The 22,029-nt window shown below is 52.4% G+C and carries 19 protein-coding genes; 14 read left to right on the forward strand and 5 right to left on the reverse strand.

What is annotated here, in order from left to right:
• Positions 1-316: 316 nt before the first annotated feature.
• Positions 317-517 carry a hypothetical protein gene (locus ACT3RR_RS00450; RefSeq protein ID WP_353501213.1) on the reverse strand — a complete coding sequence of 67 codons (201 nt, stop codon included), beginning with the start codon at positions 515-517 and terminating at the stop codon, positions 317-319.
• A gap of 128 nt (positions 518-645) precedes the next feature.
• Positions 646-1,884: an L-lactate MFS transporter gene (locus tag ACT3RR_RS00455; protein ID WP_353501214.1), complete on the reverse strand. Its 1,239-nt coding sequence runs from the start codon at positions 1,882-1,884 to the stop codon at positions 646-648.
• A 522-nt stretch (positions 1,885-2,406) separates the two neighbouring features.
• Here ACT3RR_RS00455 and ACT3RR_RS00460 point away from each other — a divergent pair.
• From ACT3RR_RS00460 to glnB, 8 genes are all read left to right on the forward strand, one after another.
• A complete protein-coding gene (locus ACT3RR_RS00460) occupies positions 2,407-2,754 on the forward strand; it encodes a YuaE family lipoprotein (protein ID WP_396130137.1) in 348 nt (115 codons plus the stop codon).
• Positions 2,751-4,715, forward strand: coding sequence for an FKBP-type peptidyl-prolyl cis-trans isomerase N-terminal domain-containing protein (locus ACT3RR_RS00465; protein WP_496199536.1), 1,965 nt, complete (start codon positions 2,751-2,753; stop codon positions 4,713-4,715). The genes ACT3RR_RS00460 and ACT3RR_RS00465 overlap by 4 nt, the downstream gene beginning before the upstream one ends.
• Positions 4,716-4,975: 260 nt before the next feature.
• Positions 4,976-5,260, forward strand: coding sequence for a hypothetical protein (locus tag ACT3RR_RS00470; protein WP_353501217.1), 285 nt, complete (start codon positions 4,976-4,978; stop codon positions 5,258-5,260).
• A 237-nt stretch (positions 5,261-5,497) separates the two neighbouring features.
• Positions 5,498-7,447, forward strand: coding sequence for a peptidoglycan DD-transpeptidase MrdA (gene mrdA / locus ACT3RR_RS00475; RefSeq protein ID WP_353501218.1), 1,950 nt, complete (start codon positions 5,498-5,500; stop codon positions 7,445-7,447).
• A gap of 562 nt (positions 7,448-8,009) precedes the next feature.
• Positions 8,010-9,449: a sensor histidine kinase gene (locus tag ACT3RR_RS00480; RefSeq protein WP_496199815.1), complete on the forward strand. Its 1,440-nt coding sequence runs from the start codon at positions 8,010-8,012 to the stop codon at positions 9,447-9,449.
• Positions 9,442-10,233, forward strand: coding sequence for a two-component system QseEF-associated lipoprotein QseG (qseG, locus tag ACT3RR_RS00485; RefSeq protein ID WP_496199537.1), 792 nt, complete (start codon positions 9,442-9,444; stop codon positions 10,231-10,233). Before ACT3RR_RS00480 ends, qseG begins: the two co-directional genes overlap by 8 nt.
• Positions 10,230-11,567: a two-component system response regulator GlrR gene (gene glrR, locus ACT3RR_RS00490; protein WP_353501220.1), complete on the forward strand. Its 1,338-nt coding sequence runs from the start codon at positions 10,230-10,232 to the stop codon at positions 11,565-11,567. The genes qseG and glrR overlap by 4 nt, the downstream gene beginning before the upstream one ends.
• 124 nt (positions 11,568-11,691) lie before the next feature.
• Positions 11,692-12,030: a nitrogen regulatory protein P-II gene (glnB, locus tag ACT3RR_RS00495; RefSeq protein ID WP_013574351.1), complete on the forward strand. Its 339-nt coding sequence runs from the start codon at positions 11,692-11,694 to the stop codon at positions 12,028-12,030.
• An 83-nt stretch (positions 12,031-12,113) separates the two neighbouring features.
• On the opposite strand, the gene hmpA is transcribed toward glnB, so the two are convergent.
• Positions 12,114-13,304, reverse strand: a complete 1,191-nt coding sequence (gene hmpA / locus ACT3RR_RS00500) for an NO-inducible flavohemoprotein (protein ID WP_496199538.1) — start codon at positions 13,302-13,304, stop codon at positions 12,114-12,116.
• Positions 13,305-13,655: 351 nt separating this feature from the next.
• On the opposite strand from hmpA, the gene glyA reads away from it, so the two are divergent.
• Both glyA and ACT3RR_RS00510 read left to right on the forward strand, forming a co-directional pair.
• On the forward strand, positions 13,656-14,909 hold the full coding sequence (gene glyA / locus ACT3RR_RS00505) for a serine hydroxymethyltransferase (protein ID WP_353501222.1): 1,254 nt from the start codon (positions 13,656-13,658) through the stop codon (positions 14,907-14,909).
• Positions 14,910-15,107: 198 nt separating this feature from the next.
• Positions 15,108-16,256 (forward strand): 3-phenylpropionate MFS transporter, encoded by a 1,149-nt coding sequence (locus ACT3RR_RS00510; protein WP_353501223.1) that lies wholly within the window; start codon positions 15,108-15,110, stop codon positions 16,254-16,256.
• Here the strand turns inward: ACT3RR_RS00510 and csiE are convergent.
• A complete protein-coding gene (gene csiE, locus ACT3RR_RS00515) occupies positions 16,253-17,548 on the reverse strand; it encodes a stationary phase inducible protein CsiE (protein ID WP_496199539.1) in 1,296 nt (431 codons plus the stop codon). The genes ACT3RR_RS00510 and csiE overlap by 4 nt on opposite strands.
• A 253-nt stretch (positions 17,549-17,801) precedes the next feature.
• Between csiE and ACT3RR_RS00520 the strand changes: the two genes are divergently transcribed.
• The gene (locus ACT3RR_RS00520) at positions 17,802-18,422 is read left to right on the forward strand and encodes a DUF1007 family protein (RefSeq protein WP_496199816.1); all 621 of its coding nucleotides are present in this window, start codon (positions 17,802-17,804) and stop codon (positions 18,420-18,422) included.
• A complete protein-coding gene (locus tag ACT3RR_RS00525; RefSeq protein ID WP_496199540.1) occupies positions 18,413-19,432 on the forward strand; it encodes a nickel/cobalt transporter in 1,020 nt (339 codons plus the stop codon). Before ACT3RR_RS00520 ends, ACT3RR_RS00525 begins: the two co-directional genes overlap by 10 nt.
• Before the next feature lie 67 nt (positions 19,433-19,499).
• On the opposite strand, the gene suhB is transcribed toward ACT3RR_RS00525, so the two are convergent.
• The gene (gene suhB / locus ACT3RR_RS00530; protein WP_034788147.1) at positions 19,500-20,303 is read right to left on the reverse strand and encodes an inositol-1-monophosphatase; all 804 of its coding nucleotides are present in this window, start codon (positions 20,301-20,303) and stop codon (positions 19,500-19,502) included.
• Positions 20,304-20,430: 127 nt separating this feature from the next.
• Between suhB and trmJ the strand changes: the two genes are divergently transcribed.
• Together trmJ and iscR are read left to right on the forward strand one after the other, a co-directional pair.
• The gene (trmJ, locus tag ACT3RR_RS00535; RefSeq protein ID WP_353501226.1) at positions 20,431-21,168 is read left to right on the forward strand and encodes a tRNA (cytosine(32)/uridine(32)-2'-O)-methyltransferase TrmJ; all 738 of its coding nucleotides are present in this window, start codon (positions 20,431-20,433) and stop codon (positions 21,166-21,168) included.
• 206 nt (positions 21,169-21,374) lie between these two features.
• On the forward strand, positions 21,375-21,869 hold the full coding sequence (gene iscR / locus ACT3RR_RS00540; RefSeq protein ID WP_353501227.1) for a Fe-S cluster assembly transcriptional regulator IscR: 495 nt from the start codon (positions 21,375-21,377) through the stop codon (positions 21,867-21,869).
• Positions 21,870-22,029: the final 160 nt, after the last annotated feature.

Genomic DNA, 22,029 nt, shown 5'->3' on the forward strand with positions numbered 1-22,029 from the left:
GATGCGTGATATGAACTAGAGCAATTCCATGAGCATGGCCATCACATAACCTATTGCCATCGAACCGCCAGCCATCGTCAGCCAGAATACTGTTGCTTTCATAACTCCCTCCATGAGACGGGGAAAGTGGCCCCGGTGTCTATCGAGCTTTGGCGCACGGCTCGTGCCAAAGTCCTACTGAACTCGCGAATTTATATTCATTTCGCAAATTCATGATAGCAAACCCATACTAAAAGCGGATGAATAGACGGCGTTTCTTTGACCTGTCCCGTGCTTTTAGCTTTAGGGGGCCGTTTTCGCCTTATTCACAGGAGGCTCAGTTCAGGTAATCAGTATGTGCTGACAACTTGTTGTAAGCGCTTGCTTCAACCGTTGTGCAGTGCGGGCGGCCGCCTTCTTTAGCCTTGCGGCTAAGCTCGGAGGCAACATCTTTAGCGTTGGTCGGCTGTGCTGCCGCGAGATTGAAGCTCAGGGTGCCAAGAAACAGGGAGAAGATAATCAGGGTGATGCGGTTCATGTAAAGCTGTCCGGTTAATGCGAGATCCTTAAAGGTGCAGCCAGCTACTAGTCATAACAGTTGTAGTAATAAGAAACGGGAGCGATTTATGCTCCCGTTCATCATTTTAACTGCATGTAAGAACTGCGCTACACGTGCTGGAGCGCATTATGCCCTTGTTCGGCTTTGTTCGGAAGGCGAATTGTGGCTGAAAGCACCAAAGAGAGCACTAAAAGTACAGCGATGAAGGTGAAGGTCACGATGAAGCCGCCGAACAGGGAGGCGATAAGTGAACCCATGACGCTGCCGATGCCGAAGCCGAGATACAGCAAACCGTAGTTTTTGGTCAGGTTATTCAGCCCGAAGAAGTCACTCACCAGCGATGGATAGACGGTGATAGTACCGCCGAAGCTGAAGGCCACACAGGCTACGGAGATGAAGAACAGCGTCTCATTCATATTGGAAAACAGCAGAATGCTCATGCCGACCAGTGAGATGACCTGCGCCATGGAAATCACCCGGATGCGCGCCATTTTGTCTGACAGCACTCCGAGGATCAGTCGGCCGCTGAGGTTAGCAATGGCAATCACGGTGACGGCGTTGGCGGCGGTGACCGCGTTGAGATGCACCAGACCTTCGCCGATGTCCTTCGCCACGCCGATAACATACAGGCCGCTCATGCAAGAGGTGAGGAACATCATTGCCAGCATCCAGTACTGTGGCATGCGCACGGCTTCTGACAGCGTGAAGTCACGGCTGCTGGTCAGGTTGTCTTCATTACAGTTGATGGTCTGAGGAGCCTGCTTAGGCGCGTCTGTCATCATTAGGCCGCCGATGATAATCATGGTCATCGCCAGCAGACCCCAGATAATAAAGGTGCTTTCCAGAGAATAAATGCTGAGTAAGTGGCCGCAAATAAATTTAAAACCTAAGCTGCCGAGGCCGTAAGCGCCGATGGCACAGGCTGAAATTACCCCTTTACGCTCCGGGAACCACTTCACGCAGTTGGACAGTGTCATCAGATAGCCCGCGCCGTCTGCCAGCCCGACCAATACTCCCGCGCTGAGATACAGCATGATTAAATTGTTGGATTGGGAGGTGAGCGCAAAACCTATCGCCATCACCACGCCTGCCGCCATCGTGACTTTCTTAACCCCGAATCGGTCTTGCAGCTTGCCCGCGACAGAAGAAGCAATCGCCAGGCCCAGGCTCAGTAAGCCGAAGGAGAAGGCCACGCGGCTGATCGGTTCATCCAGCTTTTGGGACAGCTGTCCGTTAAACAAACTCCACGTATATACAGAGCCAAGAGCAAATTGGGTAATGATGGTGCCAAACAGCGTTAGCCAGCGTGTGCGGTTGTCGTTTTGCATTCCAGATTTGTCACTCATAGTGGGTTCTCCCGAGCGAAATAAAGTCAATTAAACTGTTTGTATGATAAATCTTTCGCCGCACAGCGATCGGTTTCGGGCATGAGATGCCTTGGTACAGGAATGAAATGCACAGGGGAGGGTATGAAACACATTTTTTGCTGAAAAATAGCCCATAAATTGCGCTTAAAACGCCTTTCCAGCCCAGTCTGGGCGCGGGTTTTGTTTGATCTGAGTCATGCTTTTAGCTTTTATTTTTTCGCCAGCCTAAGGATGCCCATAACAGAGGGTAGCCGCCGCCGACTCCCGCTACGCCATCAACTCTCCTGACAAGGGTGGGAAATTGAATGAGGCGCACGCCTTTTACACCCCCTCATGAAGTTTTGATTAAACATAGATTAAGTAGTTGGGTTTTTCTTATTAGTCGTCTTCTTATTAAGATGACGGGAATTTTGTGACGTTTAAAAGAATACAGAGAATATATAATTATTTTTTAAATCATTAATCGATTCGAATAGGGAACATAATGCAATGAGAAGAAATATGGCACGTTTGTTAATACTTTTTCCGCTTCTTACCTTAATTGGGTGTACAACGCCGAAAGCAGGAATAAAAGGGAAAGTGGCAAATGCCAGTGAACAATCCTGCATTAACGAATTTAAAGCGCTAAAAAATATTGATCCTGCTTCCTACGAAATCTATCAGAAACAATTCTCCAAGGTAAACCAAGCCTATGAGGTTTACCGAACTAACAGTCTGAATATTAACAAGGATTCTAAAGATATCCTCGGTATGGAGTTGAGTAACAAGATTAAATTGATCTGCGCGCGGGTCAAAGATGCGTCATTTAAGAACATGGAAAAAAGATCACAGGAAATTAACAATCTATGATGAAGCGTACTCTTTGTATCTGCGTTTTTCTTGCTCTTGCTAGTATGAGAGGGGCAGTGGCGGAAGATAATACTAATAACCTCAATCTTCTAAATAAATTACGAGAGGAAAAATTAGTAAAACCGGCTCTTCAGCCAGTATTTAGTTCATCTGGCGTTAGCGAACAGGATTCGTCTGGGGAATTATCCAAGGATATTCCGAAAAAAAAAGATAACTCGCAGAATACTCCGCTAACTGCTCAATGGTATAAGCAGCAGCTTTCTGAACTCAATAATAAAAATAAGAAGCTTCAGTCTGAAATTATTACCATTAGAAAAAAACTTGCGGCGATCAGCGGTGAGCCAGTACCTGAAACGCTCGAGGTGAAAGCCAAAGAGATCGCGCGGCAGCTGAGTGATGCACAGCAGGCATTGCTAAAGGCCAATGAAGATAACGCCCGACTGTCAGCATTGGCCAGACAGGCCGAGCAGGAGAAAGCCAAGCTGGATGCGCAGATTGCCAAACTGACTGCGCAGCAACAGCAAGGAGCATCTCAATCGGCTAAGCAATTGGCAGATGCACAGGCGGCGGGGAAGAAGGCCAGCGATGAAAACGCTCGTCTACAGGCAGCAGTGAAACAGGCCGAGCAAGACAAAGCCAAGCTGGATAAACAGATTTTCGAACTGAAAGCACAGCAACAGCAAGGAGCATCTCAATCGGCTAAGCAATTGGCAGATGCACAGGCGGCGGGGAAGAAGGCCAGCGATGAAAACGCTCGTCTACAGGCAGCAGTGAAACAGGCCGAGCAAGACAAAGCCAAGCTGGATATACAGATTGCCGAACTGACTGCGCAGCAAACCCAAACGGCTGCGCATGCTGCTAAACATTTGGCAGAGGCACAGGCTGCGGCGAAAAAATCTGCAGATGAAAATCTTCGTCTACAGGCTGAAGCCAAACAGTCTGCGCAGGGCAAGGTTAAGCAGGATAATCAGATCGCCGCTCTTACCGCCCAGCAGTCTCAGATAACCAAACAGCTGGTGGAATCTCAGGCCGCAGAGAAGAAAGCCAGTAATGAAAATCTGCGCTTACAGGCGGTAGAGAAACAAGCCGCGCAGGATAAAACCAAGGTTGATGCGCAGATTGCTTCGCTCAACACAGAGAAAACTCAGCTTGCTGCCCAAGTTGCCAAACAACAGGCAGATGCACAGGCTGGCAGTAAAAAATGGGCCGATGAGCAAGCCGCGCTGGCGACTGAGTTGGCCAATGTGAAGAAACAACTGGCAGAGAAATCAGCGGCTAATGTGACCTCTGGCATACCAAGCAGTGAGCAGGTCAAAGAAGCAATTACTGCCGATAGCAAAGCTGGAAGATTGGCGAAACGCGCCTATTCCTTGGGGTATTTCATCGGGCTGGAGTCTGAGCAGGAGTTGAGAAAGATCACCGCTTACACTGCCCCGGTGGATCAAAACATCGTCCTCAAAGGCTTGTTGGATCGTTTTAATCACACCCCGTTGCTGACCGATAAAGAGATCGAAGCTTCTCTGGCGGTAGTCGATAAGGAAATTAATGAGAATGCGGCTGATAAAGGGAACAAAAACAGAGCTATAAATGAGCAGGTTATGGCCAAGGCTGCGAAAATGAAGAACGCCGTGAAAGCGAAAAGTAACTTCATTTATGTGATCACCAAGCCGGGTTCTGCGCTAAAAGTGAAACCGACTGACAGCGTCCGTATCAAAATTATCGAGAAATTAGGTGACGGTACGATCATTGCCAGCGAAAAAAACAACAATGTTATTGCTGCTGCCGTTAAAGATATTCCACTTACCTTGCAGGAGGTGATTGTGAAGATGGGGATTAATGGAGAAGCGACGCTCTATATCCCACCTAATTTAGCGTATGGAGAAAAGGGCATTGCGGGGAAAATCCCACCTAACTCATTGTCCATTATGACAATTAAGGTTCTTGGCATTAAAGAAGATTAATAACCATCCGCAGCAAAATGCTTAAGCAGGCTAAATTACCGGCCTGCTTAAGCTTGGGTGGTTTAATTACCGCCTTAATCCAAATAAGGCTGAGACTTAGGCTTTTTTTCTCAGACCTCTTCCTATAAAAAGCGCAAGTGATAGGATGTGCCGCAACTTTACAGGGTAGGACTATTCTCATGTTCAGGTTGGGTGCTTTCGTTGCAATTTTGCTGGCGTTGACTTCCTTTTCAGCGTCCGCCGTAACGGCCTATAAATGTGTGTTAACGCATAACGTACAAGCCGCGGATGGTACAGAAACTGCCGATGTGATTAATAAAGACGCGCACGTGTTTGACGCTGGCAATACTTTTACCTTCTCCCCAGACGGTACTAAAATGATCACCAGCCCGGAGCTGACGGATATCATTGGTCAGAATAACCAGCCTATGAAGGCCGGGGCGCAAGATAACCTGATGTATATTCACGTTAAAAACAACTTTGTGGTCGCGACAGAAACCGACGGTTATGTGTATGGCGACTGTGTAGAAATCGCAACGAAATAAGCCCTGCTGACTTATCCCTTCTTCTGCGAATCTGGCTTTTGATAGCGGGATTCGCATCTCAATTTGTTTTAACTGTTACTTTTTCCTCTTACATTTTCATAAATAGAAACATTACTGCCAGTTCATTAGCACACTTCTTATAGTCGGGGTATGCCTGAGCCGATAGACTTGCGGCCTTTTCACCATTCCGTTTCCGCCACTGCTTTATAAGCCGATTAGAAAGGGTTTTGCGCGCCTATGGCTCTACTTAATGACGAAATTCGCGACCATACCGCTGAGTCCGTCCTTTTTGTCCGCCGTGCCGTCATCGCCTTTGTGGTCGTGGTGCTGCTCTCTTCCGTACTGGTTTATAACCTGTATCGTTTACAGATTGGGATGCATGATTTTTACCAAACGCGTTCCAACCAAAATGACATCAAAATGCTGCCGATCGCCCCGAGCCGCGGGCTTATCATGGATCGCAATGGTGTGGTTCTGGCGCAGAATATCACCCTGTATCAGATAGAAATTATTCCCGGCAAGGTGGATGATCTTCAGGCCACGCTAAAAGCCTTGACCCCCATCGTGGATCTTACGCAGGACGATCTGGATAACTTCCACGATGCCATGATCCACGGCCGTAAGTTCGCTGAGATCCCGCTGAAGCTGGCGTTGACCGACGTCGAGGTGGCGCGCTTCTCAGTCAATCAATTCAATTTCCCCGGCGTGTCCATCAGCACCTACCAGCAGCGGCAGTACCCTTACGGGGCGGAGCTGGCGCACGTCGTCGGTTATGTGTCGAAAATCAATGACAAAGACGAAAAACGTCTCGAAAAAGAAGGAATTGCCGAAAACTATGCCGCTGACCATGACATAGGTAAGCAGGGCGTGGAAAAGTATTATGAAAATATTCTCCATGGGCATACCGGCTATCAGGAAGTCGAAGTGGATAACCACGGTCACGTAGTGCGCCTGCTGAGGGAAGTGCCTCCCCAGGCTGGGCAAAATATCTATCTGACGCTGGATTTAGGTCTACAGCAATATATTGAGAAAGTGCTGAAAGGCCAGCGCGCCGCGGTCGTCGTGATGGACCCGCGAGACGGCGGCATTAAGGCGATGGTTTCCAGCCCGAGCTATGATCCCAACCCCTTCGTCAACGGCATTTCCAGCAAACAGTACAGCGCGCTGCTGAAGAACCCTGACCTGCCGCTGATTAACCGCGTGACTCAGGGCCTTTACCCGCCGGCGTCCACGGTTAAGCCATTTATGGCCACATCGGCGCTGTTTGCCGGGGTTATCACGCCGCAAACCACCTTCTTCGGCGCGCCAACTTGGACACTGCCCGGCACCGAGCGCCGCTACCGTGACTGGCTGAAAACCGGCCACGGCATGCTGAATGTCACCAAAGCTATTGAGGAGTCGGCGGATACCTTCTTCTATCAGGTGGCCTACGAGATGGGGATTGACCGCATTCACGAGTGGCTGAGTAAATTCGGCTATGGGCAATCGACCGGGATTGATCTCGACGAGCAGTACAACGGCGTGCTGCCAAGTCGCGAGTGGAAGCAGAAAGTCCATAAGAAGGGTTGGTATCAGGGGGATACGGTTTCCGTGGGTATCGGCCAGGGTTACTGGGTCGCGACGCCAATCCAGATGGTGCGAGCTCTAAGTGCCTTGGTGAATAACGGTAAATTGCAAACGCCGCACTTGCTTTACTCAAGCCAGAGTGGGAAAGTGATCACGCCATACGTGCAGCCGCCGACCACGCAGATCGCTGATCCTAAATCCCCTATCTGGGGAATCGTGCGCAACGGCATGTTCGGCATGGCGAACTTCCCTAACGGGACGGGCTACAAACTGTTCCATACCGCGCCTTATCAAATCGCTGCGAAATCAGGGACATCGCAGGTGTTCAGCCTGCGTGAAAACCAAATCTACAATGCCAAAATGACGCCAATCAGACTGCGTGACCACATCTTCTACACGGCCTTCGCGCCATATAAAAATCCCAAAGTCGTGATGGCGCTGATCCTCGAGAACGGCGGGGGAGACGGCGTGGTGGCCGGGCCGACGGCGCGCGCTATTCTCGACCATATCTTCTTGCCGCCGGAAGTGGTGGCGAAATGTGACCCGGCCAAGGTCGATAATCCGGCCAACTGTGAGCAAGATGTGCCTGCGCCCAATGCGCTGGGCTTTAGCGAACATTAATAATGCGCTGAGTGTCGGAAAACAGAGACAAATCCTTAAGAGTAGTGTCTCTAAAAAGAGACATTTAACTAATTGATATTGAATGTCTTTATTTTTGTGATTGTGAAGTGTTGCTTTTTAGCGACACCTTGTTGAATAAATGCACTTTCTTTTAAGGCAGCAGACAACGATTAAAAATAAAAGGAATTATTTTCCCTCTACTAATCAATCATTTATTTTTGAAGTTTAATTTGTGGCACGAAGCATGCATAATAAGCGCAGTTGCTCATTCAATTGATTATGATAGCCTGCGCTAATCCGCAAAATGTGCCCATAATGCCCGAATGACGCCAAAGCAAGGTGCCTATCGTTCACCAGACTGATAATCGTTGCGCAAGCACGTTATCAAACATCGAACGACACGTTGAGTGAGGCACCACCTATTCTGGATGACTGAACACCTTGGCCTTGAAGGGTGTTCAGTCCCCCTCCTAAAAGTGCTCTAACACTCCTTTTAATTTGACTCTTTTCTGGCTGTAAATCAGTTACTCAGTTAGCATTTAGACATCGGTTTACCAATGAGATAAATGCGTTGAAAAGAGGAAGAATATTTCCCGGCTCCCTGCGCCAGCTCGTGTTGATGGCCTTCCTGTTTGTGCTTCTACCCCTGCTGGTATTGGCTTATCAGGCATATCAAAGTCTGGATCACCTCAGTTCTCAAGCCGCTGAAATCAATCGCACCACGCTAACCGATGCGCGTCGCAGTGAAGCGATGTCGAGCGTTGCCTTGGAAATGGAGCGCAGCTATCGGCAATATTGCGTGTTGGATGACCCGACCTTGTCTCGTTTATACGACAGCCAGCGCAAGCGCTACGCGCAGATGCTCGACGCCCATGCCTCCGTGCTGCCCGACGTTCGCTATTACCAATCGCTGCGTAGCTTACTGACCCAACTCGCCCAATTAAAATGCCAAAACAACAGCCCGGATGCCGCCACCTCAGCCCAACTGGAAGACTTCGCCCGTTCGAATGCCGAAATGGTTCAGGCCACGCGTGAAGTGATTTTTACCCGCGGCCAGCAGTTGCAGCGCGCCATCGCCGAGCGTGGCCAGTTCTTTGGCTGGCAGGCGTTGGTGCTGTTCTTGCTTAGCGGGGCGCTGGTCTTGCTGTTTACACGGATGATTATCGGCCCGGTTAAGCGCGTAGAGCGGATGATTAACCGCCTGGGTGAGCGAGGCACGCTGGGCAATGCCGACAAGTTTAAAGGGCCACGAGAAATTCGCTCCCTGGCTCAGCGTATCGTCTGGCTCAGTGAGCGTCTGGCGTGGCTCGAGTCACAGCGCCACGAGTTTTTGCGCCATATTTCTCATGAGTTAAAAACCCCCTTGGCCAGTATGCGCGAAGGCACCGAGCTGTTGCAGGATGAAGTCGCAGGCCCTTTAACGGCCGATCAAAAAGAGGTGGTGGCGATCCTCGATGACAGCAGCCGCCACTTACAAACGCTGATCGAACAGCTGTTGGACTACAACCGCAAACTCGCCGATGCGCCAATGGAGAAGGAGCGCGTGGATTTAGCGGCCATGGTCGACAGTATCGTGGCATCCAACAGCCTTCCCGCCAGAGCCAAGCAAATTAGCACCGAGGTCAATATGGCGGCCCAATTCTGCTGGGCGGAACCGACTTTATTGATGCGCGTGCTGGATAATCTCTATTCCAATGCGGTGCACTATGGCGCTGAATCCGGTACCATTTGGGTCCGCAGTCGGCATTCACAAAACCAAGTGATCATTGACGTTGCCAACACGGGAAATACCATCCCTGAGGCCGAAAAAACGATGATTTTCGAACCTTTTTATCAGGGAAGTCAGCAGCGCAAGGGTGCCGTAAAAGGCAGTGGTTTGGGGCTGAGCATTGCACAGGATTGCATCCGCAGAATGCGCGGAGAATTACGGTTGGTCACTATTGACCATGCCGACGTGTGTTTTCGTATCGAATTGCCATTAACTGCTGAGAAAAATGATTAAAAAACGCCAAATTAAGCAGGACGGCCTGTTAAAAAGCGCCGCATCTTTTTTATTCCGTATTCAGCACGGGTTGAAAACCGCAGTATGCCGCGCCACTTTGGCGGTCATTGTTGCTCCAACCCTCCTCGCAGGCTGTACTTTGCACTCTTCCAGTGACAGCTATTATCGCCCGGTCGAGGATGTGATCCCGACCACCAAAGTGGTGGATTTCCGCCTCGCGCCTTGTGAAACCCTGTGGGCGCTGGATGATAGCGACGCCATAAATAACTCGCTTTTCTGGCTGCGGGCGATGGATTGCGCGGACCGAATGAATGACGCTCAGGCGCGCTATCAGGCTGAGCAAATCAAAGCTAACTCGTGGGATACCGTGTTCAAGCAGAGCATCCTGCGCGCCGGGGCCGATCCGGACCAGCAGCAGCGTCGCGCGCTGTTAGCTCGCGTTAATGAATACCGCGTCCAGATGCCCGGCTCCATTCGAACCTTGGTGCAACTGTGGCGCGAGCGGCAAACCCTGCAAGTGACGCTGGGGGATGAGAAAGCGCGTAACGCGCGGCAGGCCGCCGTGTCCGAAAGCAAAATAGAGCAGCTCACCGAGCAGCAAGTGGCATTGCAACAGAGCTTGACGGATACTCAGCGTAAGTTAAAAAACCTGACGGATATCGAGCGTCAGCTCTCTTCGCGCAAGCAGATGCAGAGTGATTTGCCGGACAACGATTCGGCCTCTGCAACGGTTAAGCCGGAAGAGACTTACCAGCCACCGATTAAAGGGCAGAAGAAACCATGACGTTACGCAAAGCCGCCAGCCTGTTGCTGGTCGATGACGACCCGAGCCTGCTGAAGCTGTTGGGTATGCGCCTGACCAGCGAGGGTTTCCGCGTCACTACCGCCGAAAGCGGAGCCGAGGCGCTACGTCTGCTTAATCGTGAACGTTTTGACTTAGTGATCAGCGACTTGCGCATGGATGAAATGGACGGCATGGCGCTGTTCGCCGAGATCCAACAGCATCAGCCGGGCATGCCGGTGATTATCCTCACCGCCCATGGTTCCATCCCCGACGCGGTTGCCGCCACCCAGCAGGGGGTGTTTAGCTTCCTTACTAAGCCCGTTGATCGCGACGCGCTGTATAAAGCGATTGACGCCGCGCTGTCTCTCTCCTCGCCGAGTGGTGATGAGAGCTGGCGTGAGGCGATTGTCACGCGCAATCCGGTGATGCTGCGGCTGCTGGAGCAGGCCAATATGGTGGCGCAGTCTGACGTCAGCGTGCTGATTAACGGCCAAAGCGGCACGGGGAAAGAGGTGTTGGCACAGGCGATCCACGCCGCCAGCCCGCGAGCCAAGAAGGCTTTCACGGCGATTAACTGTGGCGCGCTGCCCGAGCAGCTTCTGGAGTCTGAACTCTTTGGTCACGCCAAAGGGGCCTTTACCGGCGCGGTCAGTAGCCGGGAAGGACTATTTCAGGCGGCGACGGGGGGGACGCTGTTTTTAGATGAAATCGGTGACATGCCGCTTTCGCTTCAGGTCAAACTGCTGCGCGTGCTGCAAGAGCGCAAAGTGCGCCCGGTGGGCAGTAATCACGACATCGATGTGGATGTGCGAATTATCTCCGCGACCCACCGCAATTTGCCGAAAGCCATGGAGAAGGGCGAGTTTCGCGAAGATTTGTTCTATCGCCTGAATGTCGTTAGCTTAAAATTACCGGCATTAAATGAGCGTGCAGAAGATATTCCCTTGCTGGCGAACCACCTGCTGCGGGTCGCCGCGCAGCGACATAAACCTTTTGTACGCAGCTTCTCAACCGACGCCATGCGACGCCTGATGGCTGCCAGCTGGCCGGGCAATGTTCGCCAGCTGGTTAACGTGATTGAGCAGTGCGTGGCGCTGACCTCCGCGCCAGTGATTGGCGAAGCCTTGGTACAGCAGGCTTTGGAAGGGGAGAACACTGCGCTGCCGACCTTCGTCGAGGCGCGTAATCAGTTTGAACTCAATTACCTGCGCAAGCTGTTGCAGATAACCAAAGGCAATGTGACCAACGCGGCGCGTATCGCCGGGCGCAACCGAACCGAATTCTACAAGCTGCTTTCTCGTCACGAGTTGGAAGCGACCGACTTTAAAGAGTGACCACGACGCTCTTCGACTATGTTACCTTTACCGTCTGCCTGTGCATTGCCGCTGGCAATCAGAATGTGAACCACGCTGCCGCTCAGGAAGGCGGAGAGCAAATGAATGATTATAAGGGTCCGCCATGAAGAAAATTGATGCGATTATTAAGCCGTTTAAACTCGATGATGTCCGTGAAGCCTTGGCCGAAGTGGGTATTACCGGCATGACCGTGACAGAGGTGAAGGGTTTTGGGCGTCAGAAAGGCCATACCGAACTCTACCGCGGCGCTGAGTATATGGTGGACTTCCTGCCTAAAGTGAAGATTGAGATCGTAGTGGCTGACGATATCGTTGATACCTGTGTCGAAACCATTATGACCACTGCCCAGACCGGCAAAATCGGCGATGGCAAAATCTTCGTGTTCGACGTGGCGCGCGTAGTACGTATTCGTACTGGCGAGCAGGATGAAGAAGCGATCTAATTGCCGTTTTCAGTCTTATGACCAGAAAACGCCAATAAAAAAGGCTGACGCGATGTCAGCCTTTTTTTATGCATCTGTTTTAATTACAGCACTTTATGCGGGCCGAAGCATTCGTAATGAATGTGGTCGACGGCAACCCCGAGCGCCACAAGCTGCTGGGCCGCGAACTGCATAAAGCCCACCGGGCCGCAGAGATAGAATTCGGTCGTCGGGTCGGCGAGCTGGCTTTTCAGCAGGTTAAGGTCCATCAGGCCCTGAGACTGATACTGCTCACCCGGCAAATCTTCCGCCTGCGGCTGGTTATACCACACGTGGCTTTGCAGCTGCGGCAGGCGATTTCCCAAAGATTTCACTTCATCCGCGAAAGCGTGAACCCGGCCATTTTCAGCGGCGTGCAGCCAGTGAATAGGGGCCTGATGTTGTTTGGCGACCAGCACGTTGAGCATCCCGAGCATGGGCGTTTGGCCGACACCGGCGGAAATCAGCGCGACGGGCGTCTGAGGCGTCACCTCGAGGAAGAAATCACCGTGCGGCGCGGCCAGATGCACCACGTCCCCTTCCTGAGCCTGGTTATGCAGGAAATTCGATACCTGACCTTGCTCTTCGCGCTTCACCGCAATGCGATAGGTTTTGCCGTTTGGTGCCTGAGTCAGTGAATACTGGCGAATTTCCTGATTTTCTAACTGCTGGCTGCGAATATAGACCGCCAGATATTGCCCGGCGTTAAAATCTGCCACCGGCTGGCCGTCTACCGGCTCCAGCACAAAACTGGTGATTAAATCACTCTGCGGACGCTTCTCCTTGATGCGGAATTCGCGGGTGCCAGACCAGCCGCCTTTCTTCTCGGCGCTCTCTTTATAAATATCGGCCTCACGCTGAATAAACACCCCGGCCAACACGCCGTAAGCTTTGCCCCAGGCATCCAGCACTTCCTGACCCGGACTGAACATCTCATCCAGCGTCGCCAGCAGGTGAGTGCCGACAATGTTGTACTGCTCGGGTTGGATGGTGAAACTGGTGTGCTTTTGCGCGATGCGCTCAACGGCAGGCAGCAGCGCGGCGAGATTTTCGATGTTAGCGGCATAGGCACAGATGGCGTCAAACAGTGCCTGCCGCTGATCGCCGTTGCGCTGGTTGCTCATATTAAAAACGTCTTTCAGCTCAGGGTTATGCGCGAACATGCGATCATAAAAGTGGGCGGTTAATTTCGGTCCGGTGGCGGCGAGCAGGGGGATGGTGGACTTCACGGTGGCGATAGTTTGGCTGTCTAGCATGGTGTTAGCTCCCTGGGCTTAGGCCCGTATCTCAGCGATAAATTCTTAAACATGTATTTTTAATGCATCTTATAGTGAGGATTTATTGTTGTAAATAGCCATGCCGGAATCATGGGTTTCATAAAGCGTGCGGGCGGGGTCACAAAGCTGAAAAATATGCATGTTATGGTGAAGAAAACTCCCTTGATTACGCTAAGTCCCTAACGGATAAAAGCCTTGCCGTGTCTGAAGCCAATCGATTGCCTAAAAACATTAAACCGACTCTATCCGCAGGCGTCTTAAACATTTACACTGTTGCGCAGAACCCGGAAGGGGCATTTATTTTTTAGTTTGTTGAGTCAGGAGATGCGGATGTTAAAGCGTGAAATGAACATTGCCGATTATGATGCTGAGCTGTGGGCAGCAATGGAGAAGGAAGTTGTTCGTCAGGAAGAACATATCGAGCTGATTGCGTCAGAAAACTACACCAGCCCGCGCGTCATGCAGGCTCAGGGTTCGCAACTGACTAACAAATATGCCGAAGGTTATCCGGGCAAACGTTATTACGGCGGCTGCGAATACGTGGATATCGTTGAGCAACTGGCTATCGACCGCGCAAAAGAGCTGTTTGGCGCAGACTTCGCTAACGTGCAGCCACACTCTGGCTCACAGGCTAACTTCGCGGTTTACACCGCGCTGTTGCAGCCGGGCGACACCATTCTGGGGATGAACCTGGGCCACGGTGGTCACCTGACTCACGGCTCTCCGGTAAACCTGTCTGGTAAGCTTTATAACGTGGTGCCTTACGGCATCAACGAAGGCGGCGATATCGACTATGAAGACGTTAAGCGTCAGGCCGAAATCCACAAGCCAAAAATGATCATTGGCGGCTTCTCTGCATTCTCTGGCGTGGTTGACTGGGCCAAGATGCGTGAAATCGCAGACAGCGTTGGCGCCTACTTCTTCGTCGACATGGCACACGTTGCCGGTCTGATTGCAGCTGGCGTTTACCCGAACCCAGTGCCACACGCACACATCGTCACCACCACTACCCACAAAACGCTGGCGGGTCCTCGCGGTGGTTTGATTCTGGCGAAAGGCGGCAGCGAAGAGTTCTATAAAAAACTCAACTCAGCCGTATTCCCTGGTGGTCAGGGCGGCCCGCTGATGCACGTGATTGCCGGTAAAGCGGTAGCCCTGAAAGAAGCGATGGAGCCTGAGTTCAAAACTTACCAACAGCAAGTGGCTAAAAACGCACAAGCTATGGTGGCCGTGGTGATGGAACGTGGTTACAACGTGGTTTCTGGCGGTACGCACAACCACCTGTTCTTGATGGACTTGGTTGATAAGAACCTGACCGGTAAAGAAGCCGACGCCGCGCTGGGCCGTGCTAACATCACCGTCAACAAAAACTCCGTGCCAAACGATCCGAAGTCTCCTTTCGTGACCTCTGGCGTGCGTATCGGTACTCCGGCTGTTACCCGTCGTGGTTTCAAAGAAGCCGAAGTTCGCGAACTGGCTGGCTGGATCTGTGACGTTCTGGACAATATCAACGACGAAGCCACTATCGAACGCGTTAAGAAAAACGTGCTGGATATCTGCGCACGCTTCCCTGTTTACGCGTAATGTCTGACCGAGTCTGAGTGTGATCACTCAGGACTTGCAGCGTTTTGATCTGAATAAATAAACCCGCCTCGGCGGGTTTTTTGTTAATAGCCAGCCATAACTGTGAGCCGCCTTACATTCCTCTCTTAACACCTTCACTGCTGATTGCTAGCTAGTGTGACCTCTGTCAAAGTATCGGCCATAAAAACCGGAGGAACTATGGTATTGCGTTCAACGTATTGGCTAGGGCTTAGCTATTTCACCTACTTTTTCAGCTACGGTATTTTTCTGCCTTTCTTTGGGGTTTGGCTAAAAGGCGAGGGTATCTCTTCTGAAAATATCGGGTTATTGCTGGGGGCCGGCTTAGTTTCACGTTTCCTCGGTACCTTAATCATTTCTCCTGCCATTAAAGATCCCGCCCATTTAATTACCGGCCTGCGCATTTTGGCACTGCTGACACTGGCCTTCGCGGTGGGCTACTGGTTTGGCAACGGCTGGGCGTGGTTGATGATCAACATCGCCGGGTTTAGCATCTTCTTCGGCCCGTTAGTGCCCCTGACCGATGCCCTTTCTGGCACGCTACAGCGCCAAATCACCATGGATTACGGCAAAGTCCGCGTCTGGGGATCAATAGCCTTTGTGATAGGTTCGGCGCTGACCGGCAAGCTGGTGTCGGTATATGGCCATAATGCGATTCTTTACACGCTGACGGTCGGCATTGCCGCCATGCTGCTGGGGATGCTGTTCCGCCCGAGCGTTAAGCCGGTGGGAGCCAAGCGCGAAAACAACGAGCCGGCCATTTCCTGGAAAGCCTTGCTGAGTGAAACGCCGGTCTGGCGCTTCTTACTCTGCGTCTCCTTGCTGCAAGGTGCCCACGCGGCCTATTACGGTTTCAGCGCGATTTACTGGCAGGACCAAGGCTATTCCGCCTCGGTGGTGGGGTATCTATGGTCGCTGGGCGTGGTGGCGGAAGTGCTGGTGTTCACCTTCAGCAATAAGCTGTTCCGCCGCTGGAGCGCGCGCGATTTGCTGCTGCTCTCCGCCTGCTGTGGCGTGGTGCGCTGGGCATTGATGGGGGCATTCATCGAGCTGCCTTGGCTTATCCTGATTCAAATCCTACACTGCGGCACTTTCACGGTTTGCCATCTGGCGGGGATGCGCTTTATTGCCTCGCGCCCTCGGGATCAGGTTATCCGCCTGCAATCGGTTTATTCGGCGTTAGCCATGGGCGGCGGCGTAGCGGTGATGACCATGATTTCCGGCTTCTTGTTTGAGCATCTGCACGCTGGGCTGTTCTTCGTGATGGCGCTGGTGGCGGCACCGGCCATTTTCCTGCGGCCGAAAGTGACGCCAGTCGCGATCGATTAATGAGCTTCGAGCAGCGAGCGAATGCGTTTTCGCTGCTCTTTTGCCAATGGCAGTTGGGTGTGAATGACCAGCGGGTCGGCGTCGGTGATTCGTGTTGCGTAAGGCGTGACAATCATGGCGACGCCGGCCGGTGCGCCGAGCTGCTGGAAATCCGCCAGCGTCTGATATTGAATATTAAGTGGCAGCAGGGTCGCCTCGCGGATCTGCTGTTCAACCGCCTCTTCCAGCTGCGGGTTATTGTCGGTCAGCAGTAAAATCTGCTTTTCGTGCAGGGCGTTACCTTGCATCAGCCACGCGCCGAAGGTCACGGCGACTAAGCCCACTTCCTCCTCCGAAAGCCGAATCTGGTACTCCAGTTGGAAATCCTCCAGCGCCTCGCGAGTGGTACGCACCAGCCTTGGATACATACGCGTGACTTCATCTTGCAGCAGATTGTCGATACCAATCGCAAAATGGCAGCGTTCAATCGCCGGGCCAAGATGAGCAAAAAGCTGGCGAGCTAGCCCCTCATCGCTGCTGAACTTCATTCCGGCAACTTCTTGGAAATTGGCAATTAATCGCGCCACTTGCTGAGTGAGTTGCTCATCTTCCAACGAGCCGCTACTGCTGTACTGGTGGTTTTTCAGCAATCTCAGCAGCAGGGTGAAGAAGTCGCGTTCACCCTCGGCTAGCTGCCCGCCGCTGATGTGCTGAAGCTGAGTGAACAGGCGACTGGCGGCAGTAAACTCCGGTTTTTCGCGCAGCCACTGGCACTGTAAATCAGTCAGTTTGGCGGGCTCGAAGCTGTTATCCCCTTGAGACAGGTTCTGCCACAGGCAATACTGCAAATAGACGCGCAAAAAAGTCTGGTCGCGCTCACTGAACTCCCGGCTAAGCTGGGCGGCGCACTGGCTTATCAGCCGATTCAGCTCGTGCTCATAAAAATGGCTGTCGGCGAAGCGATAGGGGGCCAGCGCCTGATGTAGCCACGGCGAGAAGTGCTGATTAATAAAGGCCGGAGAGGTGCGCAGGGCGCGGCGCAGGCCGTGAAACAGGCACAGCCGCAGGTCAAGCTGTTCGCCCTGTAACTGGCATTCAGAATCGCCAAACTCCAGAATATTCAATCGATGCAGGCGGTTTATATCTCGGTGGACATCGGCAAGATCCTGCCGAGTGGTGGGGAGGTCAGTGCCATTTATTTGGCTGATCGTCTCCAGTTGCATTGCCGGTAACGGCGCATACAGCATCAACAAAACATGGCAGCGCCGTTGTTGACCGGAGAGCTCAGGCACGGGGGCGGTGTCCAGGCTCATAAGACCTTCTATATACTTACGCGTGAAATTATATGCAAAGCATAGCAAACCACGGGTTGAGCGACGCGGCGAAGCTCACGGTTTTACACCGGCTTACAACTCTGATCACAGTTATTTTTCTCATCCGCTTAATTGCACCAGTAAAAACTGTTACTTTGTAACAATTAGCAGCAGGTATTCACTGACTTTACGGGCCTTAACCATGGAAAAGACCTTTATTCGCGCCAGGAACCGGCGTTCTTCCTGCCTGAAAATGAGCTTATTGGCGTGCAGTCTGTCACTGCCGTTGGCAGCTCAGGCGCATCCGCACAGTTTTATTGATATGCAAACCACGCTGGTGACCAAGGACCAGCAGCTTACCGGCCTGAAAATGGTCTGGACGATGGATGAAATCACCTCGGCGGATCTGCTTTATGACGCGCAGAAGGCCAAGTCAGATTCTACCGTGTGGAAAAAGCTGGCCGCCGAAGTGATGGCGCGGGTGCTGAGCCAGCACTACTTCACTGACTTTTACCGCGACGGCAAACCGATTAAATATCTCGATTTGCCGAGCGAATATCAGCTGTCGCGCAAAGGCGATCAGGCGGTGCTGGAGTTCGTCATGCCTTTGGCGGCCCCGCAGCCGCTGTCCGGCGCGCCGATGATCTTCTCCACTTTCGACCCAAGCTACTTTGTCGATATGACCTATAAAGATAAAAACGCGCTGCACATGCCGCCGGAGCTGGCACAGAGCTGCAGTCTGGCGCTTTTCACTCCGAAACCTGACGCGTCGCTGCAAAGCTACGCGCTGTCGCTGGATAAGGCCGACGCGCCGCCGGAAGACATGGATTTGGGCCAGCAGTTTGCGCAGAAGGTGACCCTGCAATGTCATTGAATTTGATGGAAAACCGCAAGCGCCACTGGGCGTGGGATCTCTGGCCGCTGGCAGTATTCCTGCTGCTATTGGTCGTCGGCGCGGCCGCCCTGTGGCAATACTGGCCGCGCATTCTGCTCAACAGCATTATCTGGCAGAGGCAGTTGCATCAGGAGCTGGCGGGGCTATTGCAGCAGGTGAAAGCCAATCCGCAAAAAGCCGGGCTGACTTTGATGGGCTTCAGCCTGATCTACGGCATTGTCCACGCTATTGGGCCGGGGCACGGCAAAATCGTCATTACCACTTACCTGGCGACTCACCCCTCGCGGCTGAAAAACAGTTTAAAGCTGACCTTCGCCTCCGCCGTGGTGCAGGGCTTAGTGGCGGTTTTACTGGTGACGCTGATGCTCGGCGTGTTGCAGCTCTCCTCGAGGCAGCTGCATCAAAGCAGCTTCTGGCTGGAGCGGGGGAGTTTCATTCTGGTGATGCTGCTGGGCGTTTTGCTTTGCTGGCGGGCGCTTAAGCGTTGCTACTTCACCTTGAAAAGCCTGAAACCGCGACGAGGGTTGACCATTAACAGCCTGCGCCCGCTGGCTGATAACCACGTCCACGATGAGCACTGCGGCTGCGGGCATCAGCATCTGCCGACTGACCAGCAGCTTCAAGCCGGGAGCGACTGGCGCACTCAGGCGACAATTGTGCTGGCTATGGGACTGCGGCCTTGCTCCGGGGCTATCATGGTGCTGCTTTTTTCCAAGGTGATTGGTGTCTATCTGTGGGGCGTGCTGTCCGCGCTGGTGATGGCGCTCGGCACGTCGATTACCGTTTCGCTGATTGGCTTGCTGGTGTTTTACAGCAGGGCGATGGCGGTGAAGCTGAGTGCCAAACGCACACCTGCCGCGTGGCAGACCGTGGCGTGGTCGGCACTGGCCTTGGCGGGAGGCTTAATCTTGCTGTTGGCTGGCGTCCTGCTCTACACCGCGGGCGGTGCTGCGCCAGATGGCGGTATCGGGCCATTTGGCCGTGGCTAACGGCGGAAAATAGGCATAAAAAAACGGACGCCTAGAGCGTCCGTTTTTCATGGCGAGGCGGAAGGAATTAACGCTTCAGGGCTTCGCTCAGTTCTTCACGCATGGTATTCAAAATACCTTTAACAACGCGCGGGTTGCCAGCAACTACGTTGCCTGACAGGTAGTGGTTGTGGCCGCCAACGAAGTCAGTCACCACGCCGCCAGCTTCACGAACCAGCAGTTCGCCACCGGCGAAATCCCAAGGTTTCAGGCCGATTTCGAAGAAACCGTCAACGCGGCCAGCTGCCACGTAAGCCAGGTCCAGCGCAGCAGAACCGGTGCGGCGGAAGTCAGCGCACTCGTTGAACAGCTTGCCCAGCACGTTGATGTAGCTGTTAGCGTGTTGCTTGGATTTGAACGGGAAACCGGTGGCCAGAATGGTGCCATCGAGATCTTTTGCATTGGTGCCGCGCAGGCGATAACCGTTGAGCTGTGCGCCCTGACCGCGAGTGGCGGTGAACAGTTCGTTACGCATTGGGTCGTAAACTACCGCAACTTCAGTGCGGCCTTTGATGCGCACGGCGATAGAAACAGCGAAGTGAGGGAGACGTTTAACGAAGTTGGTAGTGCCATCCAGTGGGTCGATAATCCATTGTACGTCTTTGTCTTCGCCAGCCAGTTCGCCACATTCTTCACCAATAATGGTGTGTTTTGGGTAGGACTTGCGAATAACGTCAATAATCAGATGCTCAGCATCGCGATCAACGTTGGTAACGAAATCGTTAGTGCCTTTCTGAGTGGTTTCGACAGAATCAGGCGTTTCATAATGTTTGGCAATTAAGTTACCGGCCTTGCGCGCAGCGCGCACGGCGATGGTTAGCATCGGATGCATGGATATCTTCCAACTAGGATGTTAAAGAACGGGAATACGGGAAACGGCGCGCAGTATAGCAGGGGTTCTGAAAATTGACTACCGTTGTGTTAAGCTGCTGTGATTTTCCGCTACGCTTAGAGTCTGTATGCTGCACAATATCCGCATCGTTTTAGTAGAAACGTCCCACACGGGCAATATGGGTTCCACTGCTCGTGCCATGAAAACCATGGGCTTATCGAATTTATATCTGGTAAATCCGTTAGTTAAGCCGGATTCCCAAGCCATTTCTTTAGCTGCAGGTGCCAGTGATGTCATTGGTAACGCCACCATCGTCGACACCCTCGACGAAGCACTGGCGGGTTGTAGTCTGGTGGTGGGAACCAGCGCCCGATCGCGAACCCTGCCTTGGCCGATGCTCGAACCGCGCGAGTGCGGCGAGAAAAGTGCCAAAACCGCAGAAACCGCGCCGGTAGCCTTGGTATTTGGCCGCGAGCGCGTCGGGTTGACCAACGAAGAGCTGCAAAAATGTAACTACCACGTCTGCATTCCCGCTAATCCTGAATACAGCTCGCTGAATTTGGCGATGGCGGTTCAAATTATCGCTTATGAAGTGCGCGTCGCTTATCTTGCTCTGCAAGAGGCGGGCAAACCACAGGTCGAATATGAAGAGCCCCCTTATCCTTTGGTGGATGACCTCGAGCGTTTTTACCAACATTTGGAGCAAACCTTGCTACAAACCGGGTTTATTCGCCAGTCGCATCCTGGCCAGGTTATGAGCAAATTGCGCCGATTATTTACCCGTGCGCGTCCTGAATCTCAGGAGCTAAACATCCTTCGTGGCATTTTGACCTCGATCGACAAGCAGCATAAAGACGCGGAATAAGCCTGAAATTAGCAAGGATTACTCATTTTAATCTATATAAATCAATGGATTGATTTTTCCTTACGGGCGGCGAAAAAGACGCGCTACCCGTAAGGAATAATACTTGAGTAAATTACTAGGTTAAATAGTTGACTGAAATACTCGGGAATGGCAGACTCGTTTGCATGTTCTACCCCCAACGTATTTTTTCAACAGGTAACCATGCTATGAGACTGACATCCAAAGGCCGTTATGCCGTAACCGCTATGCTTGATGTAGCACTGCATTCACAGGAAGGTCCGGTTCCTTTAGCCGACATTTCCGAACGCCAGGGCATCTCTCTTTCTTATCTGGAACAGCTGTTTTCGCGTTTGCGTAAAAACGGTCTGGTTGCCAGTGTGCGTGGTCCGGGCGGTGGTTATCTGCTGGGTAAAGACGCCAGTGAAATCGCAGTAGGCGCGGTGATCACGGCTGTTGACGAGTCAGTCGACGCCACCCGTTGTCAGGGTAAAGAAGGCTGCCAGAACGGCGAACGTTGCCTGACCCACACCCTGTGGCGCGACCTGAGCGAACGCATTAGCGGCTTCCTCAACAACATCACGCTGGGTGAATTGGTGAACAACCAAGAGATTCTGGAAGTGGCGGATCGCCAAAATGGTGAAACGCGTCGCCATCCTTCAGGCCGCATCCTGGAAACGATCAATGTGAATTTAAGAGCTTAAGCCCTGCACCAAATGGCTTGAGGTCGAAAATCGCGAAAGGGCTGCCATGGGCAGCCTTTTTTATTCCTGTAGAGAATGTCAGTAGGGCACTATTTTCCTTTTAAGATTCAGTGCAGCCGTTTTAAACTAGCCCTCGTTTTTAACTCTCTCGTTCGCTCTT

Origin of the sequence: Ewingella sp. AOP8-B2-18, assembly GCF_052376015.1 — a bacterium.
Taxonomy (GTDB): domain Bacteria; phylum Pseudomonadota; class Gammaproteobacteria; order Enterobacterales; family Enterobacteriaceae; genus Ewingella; species Ewingella allii.

Bases quoted from the DNA above. Each gene is read 5' to 3' on its own strand.
- ACT3RR_RS00450 (WP_353501213.1), bottom strand. From the start codon at position 517: ATGAACCGCATCACCCTGATTATCTTCTCCCTGTTTCTTGGCACCCTG.
- ACT3RR_RS00455 (WP_353501214.1), bottom strand. From the start codon at position 1,884: ATGAGTGACAAATCTGGAATGCAAAACGACAACCGCACACGCTGGCTA.
- ACT3RR_RS00460 (WP_396130137.1), top strand. From the start codon at position 2,407: ATGGCACGTTTGTTAATACTTTTTCCGCTTCTTACCTTAATTGGGTGT.
- ACT3RR_RS00465 (WP_496199536.1), top strand. From the start codon at position 2,751: ATGATGAAGCGTACTCTTTGTATCTGCGTTTTTCTTGCTCTTGCTAGT.
- mrdA (WP_353501218.1), top strand. From the start codon at position 5,498: ATGGCTCTACTTAATGACGAAATTCGCGACCATACCGCTGAGTCCGTC.
- qseG (WP_496199537.1), top strand. From the start codon at position 9,442: ATGATTAAAAAACGCCAAATTAAGCAGGACGGCCTGTTAAAAAGCGCC.
- glrR (WP_353501220.1), top strand. From the start codon at position 10,230: ATGACGTTACGCAAAGCCGCCAGCCTGTTGCTGGTCGATGACGACCCG.
- glnB (WP_013574351.1), top strand. From the start codon at position 11,692: ATGAAGAAAATTGATGCGATTATTAAGCCGTTTAAACTCGATGATGTC.
- hmpA (WP_496199538.1), bottom strand. From the start codon at position 13,304: ATGCTAGACAGCCAAACTATCGCCACCGTGAAGTCCACCATCCCCCTG.
- glyA (WP_353501222.1), top strand. From the start codon at position 13,656: ATGTTAAAGCGTGAAATGAACATTGCCGATTATGATGCTGAGCTGTGG.
- ACT3RR_RS00510 (WP_353501223.1), top strand. From the start codon at position 15,108: ATGGTATTGCGTTCAACGTATTGGCTAGGGCTTAGCTATTTCACCTAC.
- csiE (WP_496199539.1), bottom strand. From the start codon at position 17,548: ATGAGCCTGGACACCGCCCCCGTGCCTGAGCTCTCCGGTCAACAACGG.
- ACT3RR_RS00520 (WP_496199816.1), top strand. From the start codon at position 17,802: ATGAGCTTATTGGCGTGCAGTCTGTCACTGCCGTTGGCAGCTCAGGCG.
- ACT3RR_RS00525 (WP_496199540.1), top strand. From the start codon at position 18,413: ATGTCATTGAATTTGATGGAAAACCGCAAGCGCCACTGGGCGTGGGAT.
- suhB (WP_034788147.1), bottom strand. From the start codon at position 20,303: ATGCATCCGATGCTAACCATCGCCGTGCGCGCTGCGCGCAAGGCCGGT.
- trmJ (WP_353501226.1), top strand. From the start codon at position 20,431: ATGCTGCACAATATCCGCATCGTTTTAGTAGAAACGTCCCACACGGGC.
- iscR (WP_353501227.1), top strand. From the start codon at position 21,375: ATGAGACTGACATCCAAAGGCCGTTATGCCGTAACCGCTATGCTTGAT.